Source organism: Flavobacterium johnsoniae, from assembly GCF_030388325.1.
Lineage (GTDB): Bacteria > Bacteroidota > Bacteroidia > Flavobacteriales > Flavobacteriaceae > Flavobacterium > Flavobacterium johnsoniae_C.
On sequence record NZ_CP103794.1, the window covers coordinates 3,841,158 to 3,856,068 of the forward strand.

At 32.8% G+C, this 14,911-nt stretch carries 10 protein-coding genes; 1 reads left to right on the top strand and 9 read right to left on the bottom strand.

The annotated features are described in order from the left end of the window. Window positions 1-3: 3 nt before the first annotated feature. The 9 genes from NYQ10_RS16885 to lon form a co-directional block, all read right to left on the bottom strand. Window positions 4-3,942: a tail fiber domain-containing protein gene (locus NYQ10_RS16885; RefSeq protein WP_289877394.1), complete on the bottom strand. Its 3,939-nt coding sequence runs from the start codon at window positions 3,940-3,942 to the stop codon at window positions 4-6. A gap of 697 nt (window positions 3,943-4,639) precedes the next feature. Further along, window positions 4,640-6,415, bottom strand: a complete 1,776-nt coding sequence (gene rpsA / locus NYQ10_RS16890) for a 30S ribosomal protein S1 (RefSeq protein WP_026728756.1) — start codon at window positions 6,413-6,415, stop codon at window positions 4,640-4,642. Between the two features lie 385 nt (window positions 6,416-6,800). Further along, complete coding sequence (locus NYQ10_RS16895; RefSeq protein WP_289877395.1) at window positions 6,801-7,127, bottom strand: helix-turn-helix domain-containing protein; 327 nt, start codon at window positions 7,125-7,127, stop codon at window positions 6,801-6,803. Window positions 7,128-7,137: 10 nt separating this feature from the next. After that, on the bottom strand, window positions 7,138-7,470 hold the full coding sequence (locus tag NYQ10_RS16900) for a type II toxin-antitoxin system RelE/ParE family toxin (RefSeq protein ID WP_289877396.1): 333 nt from the start codon (window positions 7,468-7,470) through the stop codon (window positions 7,138-7,140). A gap of 125 nt (window positions 7,471-7,595) precedes the next feature. Continuing rightward, the gene (locus tag NYQ10_RS16905; RefSeq protein ID WP_289877397.1) at window positions 7,596-8,972 is read right to left on the bottom strand and encodes a nucleoside permease; all 1,377 of its coding nucleotides are present in this window, start codon (window positions 8,970-8,972) and stop codon (window positions 7,596-7,598) included. Between the two features lie 69 nt (window positions 8,973-9,041). After that, window positions 9,042-9,734, bottom strand: a complete 693-nt coding sequence (gene cmk / locus NYQ10_RS16910) for a (d)CMP kinase (RefSeq protein WP_289877398.1) — start codon at window positions 9,732-9,734, stop codon at window positions 9,042-9,044. A 43-nt stretch (window positions 9,735-9,777) separates the two neighbouring features. Then, window positions 9,778-10,389, bottom strand: a complete 612-nt coding sequence (locus tag NYQ10_RS16915; protein ID WP_289877399.1) for a murein L,D-transpeptidase catalytic domain-containing protein — start codon at window positions 10,387-10,389, stop codon at window positions 9,778-9,780. 33 nt (window positions 10,390-10,422) lie between these two features. Continuing rightward, window positions 10,423-11,442 carry a type IX secretion system protein PorQ gene (porQ, locus tag NYQ10_RS16920; protein ID WP_289877400.1) on the bottom strand — a complete coding sequence of 340 codons (1,020 nt, stop codon included), beginning with the start codon at window positions 11,440-11,442 and terminating at the stop codon, window positions 10,423-10,425. Between the two features lie 177 nt (window positions 11,443-11,619). Continuing rightward, the gene (lon, locus tag NYQ10_RS16925; protein WP_289877401.1) at window positions 11,620-14,073 is read right to left on the bottom strand and encodes an endopeptidase La; all 2,454 of its coding nucleotides are present in this window, start codon (window positions 14,071-14,073) and stop codon (window positions 11,620-11,622) included. A 274-nt stretch (window positions 14,074-14,347) separates the two neighbouring features. On the opposite strand from lon, the gene NYQ10_RS16930 reads away from it, so the two are divergent. Continuing rightward, complete coding sequence (locus NYQ10_RS16930; RefSeq protein WP_289877402.1) at window positions 14,348-14,902, top strand: RNA polymerase sigma factor; 555 nt, start codon at window positions 14,348-14,350, stop codon at window positions 14,900-14,902. Window positions 14,903-14,911 lie beyond the last annotated feature (9 nt).

Sequence of the window (14,911 nt, forward strand, 5' to 3'; positions counted from 1 at the left end):
TTCTTACTTTAATTTATTTACTATTTCTTCTAAACGTTGTAAACGCGTTTCAAGATCAGCTATTTTTTTATCTTGCTGTTCTATTTTAACTTGCTGTTCTTGTACAGCTTTTACAAGCGGAACAACAAATTCTGAATAACGAAGACTATAAAAATCATTTTCACTTGCAGGTTTTACAATTCCACTAAACTGATAACCAACAGATTTAGCTGCTGACTCTACTTCTTGAGCAATAAATCCAGATTGTAAATCAGCTGTTCCTTTTTTAAGATGATAAGTTACAGGACGAAGTTTATTTATAAAATTCAGACCAAAAGAACTTGTTTCTATGTCTTTTTTTAAACGTAAATCAGAAGGATTTGACCATGCGACCTGTCCTCCGATACTTGTCATAGCATCATTTCCAATCTGGACAGTATTATTCCCTCTACCGAGCGCGGCATAACCAATAACAACTTCATTATTTGCAGAATTATTAAGTGCTCTAATCTGTGTACCTAAATAAACGGAATTATCAACTATATTTAGATTATTGGTTCCTGTAGCGCCAAAATATCTGCCACTTTCAAATCCCATTACGACATTTCCTGAACCACTTGAATTAGCATATAAAGCGTTAGCTCCGACAACAGCATTATTTCCTCCTGAAAAATTTGCATATAATGCAGAATCTCCAAAGGCGGCATTATTACTTCCTGTACTGCCACTATTGCCAGCATTATTTCCTACTCCTGTATTATTGTTTCCTGTTGAATTATTTGCCAAGGCTCGATAACCAACCGCAACATTTAAATTCCCAACCTGATTGGCTATCATAGCTTCAACACCAGTTGCTATATTGTAACTTCCTGTTCTGTTGCTATTAAGCGCTAAATAACCTGATGCTATATTGTTGCTTCCTGTTGTATTAGCATTAAGAGTAAAATCTGAAATTGCAACATTATTACTTCCTGTTGTATTTAATTCTAGAGCTAAAACCCCAATTGCTACATTTCTAGTTCCTGTTGTATTTGTGGTTAGTGTGCTATAACCTATTGCTGTATTATTATTAACGGTACTATTTAATAAAGCATTAGCTCCAATAGCGACATTAAAACTTCCGTTAACACTTCTCGCTAAAGCGTTGTAACCTAATGCAGTATTATTATTTCCATTATTATTTGTATTTAAACTCAAATTTCCTACTGCAGTATTAAAGTTTCCAATTATATTAGCGCTCAATGAAAAACGCCCCATCGCTACATTGTTATTTCCACTCACATTATTGGCTAACGCTTGCAAGCCAACACCCGTATTAAAAAAACCTGTGGTGTTATACTCTAATGTTCCGTTACCTACAGCAACATTACTATTACCAGTCGTATTTTGACGAAGAGCAAATGATCCGAGAGCTACATTATTACTTCCGAATGTATTATTCTCTAATGCAGTATTCCCTATTGCTACATTAAATCCGCCAGATGTATTACGATTCAAACTACTATAACCCATCGCAGTATTACCAACTCCATCTGTATTTACCGTCATTACGTTAGTTCCTAAAGCAACATTACTAAATCCTGTCGTAGTCAGATTTAATGCATTCACTCCTAATGATGTATTACTTTGCGCTATAATACCGCTTACTATATTATTTCGTTTAAAAACTAAATCAACATTATCTGTTGTACCTAAAAAATTTGTTCCAGCTACAGTTCCTGCATTTCCTCTCAGATCCCATTTTTGTTTTAACTCGGTTGCTAAATCTCCTATTGCACCTTGCACATTTGCAGAAGGAACAGCTACTGTTGTTGCAGATGCAACAATGGGATCACTTGGAGTTAATAATGCAGTTTCAATAGGAGAATTTACAACATATGGAGTCGCAGTTTCTCCATTTCCTGTAACTGTGACATTAGTGCCAGCGGTTACCAGAGATTTTAGCCCAGTTAAATCAAAAGGACTTACAGTTCCGTCTTCACTAGTATAATTTAATATATTGGTAGTTGGATCATAATCCAAAGATGTTAGAGTTTCACGTATGTCGACGGGCGTCCCTCCTGCTTCATTAGTATATTGCGCTATAATATTTCCTGTTGTAACAATTGGTGTAATCGCAGTAATTGTTTCATTTGCGGTAATTACTGCATTATCAATAAAACTTCCGCCATCTGTACCCACTGAAATCAGATTGCCAGTATTAGCGCTTACTACTTTTGATGTAGAAGCTGTTCCTGCTTCATTTGTATAAGTAATATCTCCGGTAGTAAGATTTTGAGATTGTGTAGTTAATGTTTCTTGAATTGCAACTGGAGTTCCTACCTCGTTGGAATAGTTTGCTATTGTATTTCCCACAGTAACAACAGGAGTAATTGTGGTAATCGTTTCTGAAGCTTTTACAAGATTGGCGAGATTGATGACCGTAGCAACCCCATTCTCTGGATTATAGGTCAGAGTTTGAGCTGTAGAATCGTATACCAAACTTGTCTGTGTCTCTGCACCTTGAACCAGATTTAACAAATTAACGACAGTTGGAGTTCCGTTTTCCGCAGTATACGTTAAAGTATTTGCTGTTGCGTCATAAACCAGACTAGTTAATGTTTCGTTGTTTTTAATAATGTTTGTCAATTCCGTTACAACAGCCGGATTATTTAAAATTGTCGAAGCATTATTCGTAACATCGCCGACTACGTCAATTACAGTTACAGTATTGTTCTCGCTGGTATAAGTATGTTTTCCGTCCGCAGCGTTTACTAGAGTCGTAATCGTTTCTGAAGCTTTTACAAGATTGGCGAGATTGATAACCGTAGCAACCCCATTCTCTGGATTATAGGTCAGAGTTTGAGCTGCCGCATCGTATACCAAACTCGTCTGTGTTTCAGCGCCTTGAACCAGATTTAACAAATTAACGACAGTTGGAGTTCCGTTTTCCGCAGTATACGTTAAAGTATTTGCTGTTGCGTCATAAACCAGACTAGTTAATGTTTCGTTGTTTTTAATAATGTTTGTCAATTCCGTTACAACAGCCGGATTATTTAAAATTGTCGAAGCATTATTCGTAACATCGCCGACTACATCGATTACAGTTACAGTATTGTTCTCGCTGGTGTAAGTATGTTTTCCGTCCGCAGCGTTTACTAGAGTCGTAATCGTTTCTGAAGCTTTTACAAGATTGGCGAGATTGATGACCGTAGCAACCCCATTCTCTGGATTATAGGTCAGAGTTTGAGCTGTCGCATCGTATACCAAACTCGTCTGTGTTTCAGCGCCTTGAACCAGATTTAACAAATTAACGACAGTTGGAGTTCCGTTTTCCGCAGTATACGTTAAAGTATTTGCTGTTGCGTCATAAACCAGACTAGTTAATGTTTCGTTATTTTTAATAATGTTTGTCAATTCCGTTACAACTGCGGGATTATTTAAAATTGTCGAAGCATTATTCGTAACATCGCCGACTACGTCAATTACAGTTACAGTATTGTTCTCGCTGGTATAAGTATGTTTTCCATCTGAATCGTTTACTAAAGTTGTAATCGTTTCATTGCTTTTCACTATATTCTGAAAATCAATAATTTGCGTATTTCCACTTTGATCAGTATAAGAAAATGTGTTTGTAGTAGGATTAAATATCACTGTACCAGCAGGTACGGTAGACTCAGAAGAAATTACTATTCTGTTCCATCTATTATTAAACCAATAATAATAGCCAGGAGTAACATTTAATGGTGCTGTACCAGCTGTAGCTTCATTAAAAACCAAAAGACTTGAAGGTAGTGAGCCATTATTAGTAATAGGATTCATACTTGTGGCGCTTTGTAACTGCACTCTGGAAATCAAAACACCTCTATTGGCTGCAACAACATCTAATTGAGAAGAATTATTTGGTAAAGGAGTTCCAATTCCAACTTGTGCATTACATAAACCTCCTAAAATAAGCAGTAAAAGTAAAAGTCTAATTTTCATAATTTTGATTTTAATTAATAAAACATTCGAAATTTTATAGCATCATCATCAAAATATTAACTGCTTATTTAAAAAATAAAATTTTAAAGCAAGAAAATCAGTAATTTTTAGAATTAAGACATAACTGGATAATTTATATGGAGGGCAGGTAGTAAGTTATAAGAAGAAGAAAAATCTAAAAATTGTAACTATTTTACTGATGACAGGATTATGATTGATCTTTGTTTGTGAACAAAAAAAGACAATCCTTGTGTAGAAAAGTGATATAAACATTAAAGTGCTTACAACAATGTAAGTCTGTAACCTATAGGCATGTTTATTAAAAGTAATTTATTTTCATTTATTTGAAGTTTAAATATTGCGTAGATTCATCTTAAGAATAAACCTAGGTAAGAATATTGAAACTGTTTTTGTAAAAATAAAAACAGACGAGTAGATTATTCAAAAAAAAATTAAATAATGATCATAAATAAATTTATGAAAGATCCATATAAAAACAGTTATCACAAAAAAAAACATAAAACACTGTTTTTCAACAATATAAACTTACAAAAAAAAGTAATACCATTTTAATAAAAATCATTTAATCAGAAGAAATTGAATAAATCAGAATAATATTTTTATAAAAACTAAGAGCATAAAACAAAAAAAAGTCCCACATTTCTGTGGGACTTTCTATTTATAAAAAAGCTAAGAATTATTTTTTCTCAGTTTTTTCCATTTTAGCTTTTAAAGCAGCTAATACATCATTGTTGTCACCTAAAGTCGCAGCTGGTGCGTTTGTAGATGCAGATGCAGTAGTTTCAGCAGCAGCTTTCACGTTTTTCTCTTCTTCTTCTCTGAAGATAGCAGTGTGAGAAGCAACTACTCTTTTGAATTCTTTATTGAATTCAATTACTTTGAAATCAGCTGTATCACCTTTTTTCAATTTCTTTCCGTCTTCTTTTTCAAGGTGACGAGTAGGAATGAAAGCAACGATATCATCTCCGAATTCTACAGTAGCTCCTTTGTCAACGATTTCAGAAATCTCACCGTTGTGGATAGTTCCTACAGCGAAAGAATCTTCGTACTGATCCCAAGGATTAGCAGTAGTTTGTTTGTGACCTAAAGATAATTTACGTCCTTCAACATCTAATTCTAATACTACAACATCAAGTTTTTCACCAACGTTTACAAACTCAGATGGGTGTTTGATTTTCTTAGTCCAAGAAAGATCAGAAATGTAGATTAATCCATCAATTCCTTCTTCTAATTCTACGAAAATACCAAAGTTTGTAAAGTTTCTAACGATACCTGTATGTTTAGAACCTACTGGGTATTTAGAAGTAATGTCAGTCCATGGATCTTGAGTTAATTGTTTGATACCTAATGACATCTTACGATCATCTCTGTCAAGAGTTAAGATAACTGCTTCAACAACATCTCCAACTTTCACGAAGTCCTGAGCAGAACGTAAGTGAGTTGACCATGACATTTCAGAAACGTGGATTAAACCTTCAACACCTTCAGCAACTTCGATGAAAGCACCGTAATCAGCGATTACAACTACTTTACCTTTAACTTTATCACCAACAGTTAAGTTAGCATCTAAAGCATCCCATGGGTGAGCGTTTAATTGTTTCAATCCTAATTGAATTCTTGTTTTCTCATCATCGAAATCAAGGATTACAACGTTTAATTTTTGGTCTAATTCAAGAACTTCACTTGGGTGGTTGATTCTACTCCAAGAAAGGTCAGTAATGTGAATTAATCCGTCAACACCACCTAAGTCAATGAACACACCATAAGAAGTAATGTTTTTAACAACACCTTCTAATACTTGTCCTTTTTGTAATTGACCGATGATTTCTTTTTTCTGTACTTCAATATCAGCCTCGATAAGAGCTTTATGAGATACAACTACGTTTTTGAATTCGTGGTTGATTTTTACCACTTTGAATTCCATCATTTTGTTTACATATACATCGTAGTCTCTAATTGGCTTAACGTCAATTTGAGATCCAGGTAAGAACGCTTCGATACCGAATACGTCAACAATCATACCTCCTTTAGTTCTACATTTAACAAAACCGTTAACGATTTCTCCAGTTTCATTAGCTGCAATAACTCTATCCCAAGATTTGATAGTACGTGCTTTTCTGTGAGATAATACTAATTGACCTGTTTTATCCTCACGGATGTCGATTAATACTTCTACTTTGTCACCTACTTTTAAGTTTGGGTTGTAACGAAATTCGTTTAAAGAAATAACACCTTCAGATTTAGCATTGATATCAACGATAACGTCTCTATCTGTAATTCTAACTACAACACCTTCAACTACTTCTTCTTGATCTGTAGCGATGAAAGTTTTTGATACTAGTTCTTCAAACTCTTGTAAGTTTTTTTCATCTACTGCATCGATTCCTTCTTGGAAGTTGTGCCAGTTAAAATTTGCTAAAAACTCTTCTTGTGATTTTGTTTGTTCAGACATGCTGATAAAAAAATTTGTATTCTGTTTTTCTCGAGTTTCTCAATGCGATAGAAAATACAGAAGTTGTTTTACATAAATGGTTGATACCTAATGGAAACTCTTCTCTGCCAAAAGGACTGCAAAATTAATATATTTTTCTGAATTAACAAAACAAAACCGATATGATTATCAGTTGATTATTAAGAAGCAGAAGATTTGAGGGTTTTAAAGACGTTTAGTCCCGCTATCCGTTGCAATCTTTTGTGCCGAACCCCAGCACAAAAGGATTTCCACTTCTATCGGGGCTAGATTAGAACTTTTTGTTTTCATAAGACCTTAACAAACGAAAAACTGTCAGGTTTTAAAAACTGCAAAGTTTACAATGTTTAACTATCTTTGTCGAAGTTTACGAAACCTGCAAATTCTGATTTTCAATCTTTACGTTAAAACTAATTTCTGCTTTTAACGCTTTAAACACCTTTATTATAGTATCAATTGTTGCACTATTTGTACTGCTTTCTAACTTAGAAATTTGAGCTTTTTTAACTCCAATCAAATTCCCTAATTGTTCCTGAGTTAGATTTCTTTCTTTTCTGGCAGTTTTTATCATTCTACCAAGAATTTCCATATTTAGTTCATATTCATACTGATCTCTTTCTTCTGTTCCAATTAATCCAATATACTTATCTTTCATTTCAGAAAGAGAATAAGATTTTATTGCCTTTTTTTCCATCTTTCAAATTTTATTTATTCTCAAAATAATTCAATCTAATTTTATTTGCTCTCTCAATTTCCTTTGCTGGTACTTTATCAACTTTTTTCACGAAACCGTGAGTTGCAAAAACAAAAGTTTCTTTACTATCAGTTTTGTCCCAAAATGCTAAAAGCCTTATTTGCATACCATTAAATTTAACTCTAAATTCCCAAATGTCATCTTTAAGTTTTTTAAACAACCGTGGATCATGATTTTTCTCAGCTAAATCAATATTATATAAGACTTTAGCTACTGCTTTTCGATCAAGTGTAGATATGAATTTATCCGCTTCTTCTAAAAATTTCGTTTCAAAATATTTCATCAAACTTACGTATAATAAAAAATACCACAAAAAGTTTCTAATTTTAGAAACTTTTTGTGGTATTTTTTATTATAATAATTTATTCTATTCTCTCCCTAGATTATCCAATTCAAGAATACTTTTTTTTAATGACTTAAATTCTCAATCTCCTTCGGATCATGTTTATGTTTAAATAAAACAGCAAAAGCTATGGCAATCACTAATGCATAAGCCGCAAACGAAAGCCAGATCGTATGCCAGTCTTTCATTAAAACTGGATTCGCAAAAATTCCATCTGCAGAAACTGAATTCCCTTGGCTTTTTACAAATTCTAACATTTTAGAGTTTTCTGTATCTGTTTCTAAAAATCCTGCTAATTCAGCTGTATTAACAAACGATTTTGTAAAGAAACGATCGATTGCCCAACCAGAAGTCAAACTTCCTAAAACTGCTCCTACTCCATTGGTCATCATCATAAACAAACCTTGCGCAGAAGAACGAATTTTAGAATCTGTATTGCTTTCAACGAATAAAGAACCTGAAATATTAAAGAAATCAAATGCCATTCCGTAAACAATACAAGACAAGATAATCATCCATAATCCGTTTACAGGATCTCCAAATGCAAATAATCCGAAACGTAAAACCCAAGCAAGCATGCTAATCAGCATAACTTGTTTGATTCCAAAACGTCTTAAGAAAAACGGAATCGCCAAAATAAACAAAGTCTCAGAAACTTGAGAAATCGACATAATAATAGTCGAATATTGAATTACAAACGAATCTGCATATTTTGGAAAATGCTTGAATTCATCTAAAAACACATCTCCATAAGCATTTGTCAATTGAAGTGCTCCTCCTAAAAACATAGAAAAAACAAAGAACAATGCCATTTTGTAGTTTGCAAACAGCTTGAAAGATTCTAAACCAAAAGTTTCAATCCAAGTTGCGTTTTCTTTAATTAAACGTTGTGGTTCACATTTTGGTAATGTAAATGCATAAATTCCTAAAATTAAAGCGCCAATTCCGGCAATATAAAACTGATATTCTGTTGCTTTGCTTCCGCTTAAATTAGTAATCCACATGGCCACAATAAAACCGATTGTTCCCCACACACGAATTGGCGGAAAATCTTTTACAATGTTTTTATTATTTAATTTGAGTGATGTATAAGAAATAGAATTACTCAAAGCAATTGTTGGCATATAACAGCACATTGCTAAAAGCATTACAATAATAAAAGTATCTGGCGTTGCAACTTGTGCAATTCCAAATAAAACTACTGCATACAAAATATGAAGAATTCCGTAAAGCTTTTCAGCATTTACCCATCTGTCGGCAATAATACCAGTAAGTGTAGGCATAAAAAGAGAAGCGATTCCCATGGTTCCAAAAACAAGACCGAATTGAGTTCCTTCCCAATTTTTCGTCCCAAACCAATAATTTCCAATTGTTATAAGCCAAGCTCCCCAAACAAAAAATTGAAGAAAGCTCATTAAAATCAATCTGTTTTTAATCCCCATAAGATGAAATTGTCTTTTTAATAAAAATGAAGCGGTAAAACTAGCATTAAAAATAATATCTACAAAGAATTAATCCAATTTAACAATATCATTTACCAATTCTAAAACAGCGGCAAATTGCTCTTCTTTATTTAAGTAAGAATTATCTATTTCAATTGCGTCCTCGGCAATAACTAAAGGAGAATCTTCACGGTGTGTGTCCATATGATCGCGATCCACAACATTTTTCAAAACTTCTTCGTAAGTTACATTGTCACCTTTTTGCTGTAATTCTTCAAAACGTCTTTGAGCGCGCGTTTCAGCACTTGCTGTCATAAAAATTTTAAGTTCAGCGTTTGGAAAAACTACTGTTCCAATGTCTCTTCCGTCCATCACAATTGCTTTATTAGTTCCCATTTCTTGCTGCTGTTCTACTAATTTAGCGCGAACTTCAGAAACTGCCGCGACTTTACTCACAAAATTAGAAACTTCGATAGTTCTTATTTGCTTCTCTACATTTTCACCATTTAAATACATTTCTGCAAAACCTAAATCAGCATTATATCTAAACTCAAGTTTAATATCAACTAACGCCTCAATCAAAGCCTCTTTCTTAAAAAAATCAGCACTTATCAAATTATGTTGCATAGCAAAATACGCTACTGCACGATACATAGCGCCTGTATCTACATAAACATACTCAAGTTCTTTTGCTAATTGTTTAGCCAAAGTGCTTTTTCCTGTAGATGAAAATCCGTCGATGGCAATGGTAATTTTTCTCAATTTTTTTGTTTTTATTTTTTATTCTCTTAAAACCGATTTAATCTCAATAATAGATATTCATTAAAATATCCGATTCTGAACTATCAATTATTTTTGCCATTCTCTGGAAATACTTTTTATTTACCATAGGACAGCCATAACTGTTGCAAATGTAACCATCTTTCTCTTTATATGGAACATCATAATAGTAATGAAAAACTATATCTCTTTTAAAAGCATTGCTATTACTTTCATCTAAACCATACAATTTATAAGCTTTTCCAAATTTTCCATTATAATGGTTTCCTATGTAATATTTTCCAAGTGAAGTACTTAATGAATTAGGAACATTACTAAATTTTAGGTTTCCTTTTATTCCTGTTTCAGAACCAGAACCGTGAGCAACCAGCCCTTTGTCTATAATTTTATTTTCTTTTAAATCGTAAACAAAAAAGCGATTCTTTCCAGAAGGTATTTTCATATCGATAAAAAATACAACTCTGTCATTATACTTTGAATTGCTTTTCAAGAATTTTCTAACTTCAGAAACTTGATATTCAATTCTTTTGTCTATTTCAGTTTCAGAAGCAGATGAAAAATCTTTTTTGTCAGATATAAAAAGATAAGCAGTAAAAACCGCTGCAAGCAAAAGACCTATAAAAAGTATTTTCTTCATTTATAATTTTACTCAAGAAAAGTTTTTGTGTAATTATTGAAAATTTAAAATCAAACCAAAAAGACTTGTATTTGCTGCCAACGTGTATCTTGAATAAGAGTAATTGAATTTCAGCTTATTTATTTTCAATCCAAAACCAAGAGAAACTCCTGAAAAGTTACGTTGTTCTTCTACTCTTAATTCCTCTCCTCTTCTAAAATTGTAGCCTACTCGGAAATTAAAGGCTCTTTGAGGAAAAATTTCAACACCAAAAGCTACGTGTCGCAATGCATTATTAAAAAAAGAAACTTTTTCAGGATTCGTTGATCCGTCGATATTCGTTTCTCCGCGAACAGGATTCGAGAAAGAAATATTCCATTGTTGAAGATTTTCTAGCGAAAGATGCCAACGAATTGGAACATGCTCTAATTCTTGCGAAATTCCAGCAACAATCTCAAATGGCAAATTTTCTTTAATTCCTGAATAAGTAGTAAACTGTGTACCAATATTACGAACTACAAAACCTAAATTTAATTTACTTTCTTCGACTAAATACAAAAGACCTAAGTCTACAGCGCCGCCTATAGAATTATAATTTTCTAAAGACGAAGTAATTAACTTAGCATTCGCACCAATATAAAGATCTGTATAAGGAACGTTATACGCATATCCTACGGTTAATGCTCCTTCACTTCCTGTAAAACTAGAAGTAGATTGTCCGTTTTCATCATAACCTTCAAACGAGCCATAGTTTACATAGCTAATTCCTGCATAAAAAGTCTGCACATGTCTATCATAAGTATAAGCGTATGAAGCAGTTCCATATGAAGCTTCTCCATAGTAACTGCCGTAATTTAATGCTAAATGATTATCCATGTCTGGATTTATCAGGGCCGGATTAGACATAGCTTGATTAACATCTTCGTCGTATATCGTAATAATATCTCCTCCTAATGCCGCTTGTCTTGGTGAAGTAGTTAAATTTAGAAACTGATAAGTGTAGCGCCCTCCCACTTGTCCGAAGGAAACCGAACAAATTAAAATCATGAAAAATAAAACGACTGGTTTTGGCATTTTTGGTTTTGGCGTTCCTATGTGGGAATAACGCAACTACAAATATAAAATTATATAACTTAAAAATTAAATTTTATAGCTAAATGCAAACCGATAATAAAAATTTCTGAACAAAAAAAATCCAAATCCCAATTAAATTGGAATTTGGATTTTTATATACTTTATAAACTTAGAAGCTTATTTAAGCTCTTTTGCGTTTTTTACGTTTTGATCAGTCAAAGCTAAAGTAAGTACTTCGCTCATTTCTTTCACATAATGAAAAGTTAAGCCTTCTAAATATTCTGCTTTTATTTCATCAATATCACTTTTATTTTCGTGACATAAAATAATTTCTTTAATGTTAGCTCTTTTTGCTGCTAAGATTTTCTCTTTAATTCCGCCAACAGGCAATACTTTTCCACGAAGTGTGATTTCTCCAGTCATAGCAATACTTTTCTTCACTTTCTTTTGAGTTAAAAGAGAAACTAAAGAAGTAAGCATTGCAATACCAGCGCTTGGTCCGTCTTTTGGAGTTGCTCCTTCTGGAACGTGCAAGTGGATATTATATTTTTGGAAAATCTCAGTTTTCAAACCTAATTTCTTAGCATTTGCTTTAATATATTCTAAAGCAATTGTCGCCGATTCTTTCATTACAGTTCCAAGATTTCCTGTAATTGTTAAAGCGCCTTTTCCTTCAGAAATTAAAGATTCAATAAACAAGATGTCTCCGCCAACGCTCGTCCAAGCTAAACCTGTAACAACACCTGCAACATCGTTATTTTCATATTTATCGCGCTCTAATCTCGGAACTCCTAAAATAGTTACGATATCTTCATCTGTAACTTTTTTGTTGTACTCTTCTTCCATTGCAACAGATTTTGCTGCATTTCTAATTACCTGAGCAATTTTAGTTTCTAAATTACGAACACCAGATTCTCTTGTATAACCTTCAACAATTTTTTCTAATTGTTTTTTACCAATTGTTAAATCTTTTGATGTTAAACCGTGTGCCTCTAATTGTTTCGGAAAAAGGTGTCTTTTGGCAATTTCTACTTTTTCTTCAATTGTGTACCCAGACATTTTAATCACTTCCATTCTATCTCTCAATGCTGGCTGAATTGCCGCCATATTGTTAGAAGTCGCGATAAACATAACTTTAGATAAGTCATATCCCATTTCTAGGAAATTATCATAAAATGCATTGTTTTGTTCTGGATCTAAAACTTCTAATAAAGCTGAAGAAGGATCTCCGCTATTTCCGCTTGATAATTTATCAATCTCATCTAATATGAAAACCGGATTTGAAGTTCCTGCCTTTTTTAAACTTTGAATAATTCTACCTGGCATTGCACCAATATAAGTTTTTCTGTGTCCGCGAATTTCTGCTTCATCACGTAATCCACCAAGTGAAATACGAACATATTCACGTCCTAAAGCTTCTGCAACCGAACGACCAATTGAAGTCTTTCCAACTCCTGGAGGCCCTGTTAAACATATAATTGGCGATTTCATGTCATTTCGCAATTTCAAAACTGCCAAATGTTCAATCATTCTTTTCTTAACTTCATCAAGACCAAAATGATCTTTATCTAAAACTTTTTGAGCAAATTTTAAATCAAATTTATCTTTAGAATATTCGCCCCAAGGCAATTCTAAAAATAACTCTAAATAGTTGCGCTGAATTCCAAAATCTGGCGATTGTGGATTCATTCTACGCATTTTAGATAATTCTTTCTCAAAATGTTTCTGCGTTTTTTCCTCCCATTTTTTGGTTTTCGCTTTCAATCCCATTTCGTCCATTTCTTCTTCCTGCGAAACGCCACCCAATTCTTCTTGAATGGTTTTCATTTGCTGTTGAAGAAAATATTCTCTTTGTTGCTGATCTAAATCAAAACGTACTTTTGACTGAATGTCATTCTTCAATTCTAATTTTTGAAGTTCTACATTCATATAACGCAAAGTCTCTAAAGCACGCTCTTTCAAACCATTTATCGATAAAAGACCTTGTTTTTCTTTTACTGATAAATTCATGTTTGAAGAAACAAAATTGATTAAAAACGATTGGCTTTCAATATTTTTAATTGCAAATGTCGCTTCAGAAGGAATATTTGGACTTTCTTTAATAATTTGAATTGCCAATTCTTTTACAGAATCTAATATCGCTGTAAATTCAGAATCATTTTCATCTGGACGTTCTTCTGCAACTTCTTTAATTGTTGCTGTCATGTAAGGCTCTTCGGCAACAACTTCGTCAATTTCGAAACGTTTTTTTCCTTGAAGAATAACCGTAACATTTCCGTCAGGCATTTTCAGAACACGCAAAATACGTGCAACCGTTCCTATTTTATGTATATCATCTTTTGACGGATCTTCGTCTTCTTCATTAATTTGAGAAACTACACCAATAATTTTTACGCCAGCATTAGCATCATTAATCAATTTAATAGATTTATCTCTCCCCGCAGAAATCGGAATAACAACTCCTGGGAATAAAACTGTATTTCGTAAAGGTAAAATTGGAAGCGAAACAGGAAGTTCCTCATTATTCATTTCCTCTTCGTCTTCTGGCGTTAATAATGGAATTAATTCTGCTTCTGAATCAAATTCTTGAAGTGACAGATTGTCAATAGTAAGTATTTTATGGTTTGACATAATAATATATAAGTCGTTTTGTCATTAAAAATTTTAAACTATCTGTAAAAACGGTATTGCTTTCTGGAGTTTTAATCGAAAATACATTCTACTGCTCCATTACAAGATAGGCCATAAAAATAGACAATCATTATGCCAAATGCAAAATAAGTCAGTTCTAATATTAGATTTTACGTCATTCATTTCATCATTTGAAAAAAAATAAAATTAATTTTATAAAAAGTGTAACAAACAAAAAAAGGTCAAGTCTATATTAAAAACCAAAAGCCACTACTTGAGTATAAATGACCAAAATATCGAAGAACTAATTACGCTTTGTAAAAATAAAAACCAAAAAGCGCAATTTGAAATTTACAATCGCTATTGCAAGGCGATGTATAATGTTGCTTATCGCATTGTAAAAGATGAACATTTTGCACAAGACGTCATGCAAGAAGGTTTCTTGAGGGCTTTTACAAAAATCGACGACTATAAACAAGAAGTGGCTTTTGGAGCGTGGTTAAAAAAAATAATCATCAATTATAGCATCGATTTTTATAAGAAAAACAATTCTTTTCAAGTAGAAGATTTAAGTAAACAACTTTATAAAATTGAAGAAAATGATGGGATTATCTCTGAAAATATTGACTTAAACAATCTAAAAGTAAAACAGGTTTTAGACACCATTCTACAACTTAAAGATAATTATAGAATGGTACTCACATTGTTTTATATTGAAGGTTACGATCAGGAAGAAATTTGCGAGATTTTGAATATTAGTTATGCAAACTGCAGAACAACCTTGAGCAGAGCCAAAGATAGTTTACGCAAAAAATTAGAGGAATTATAAAATGAGTAG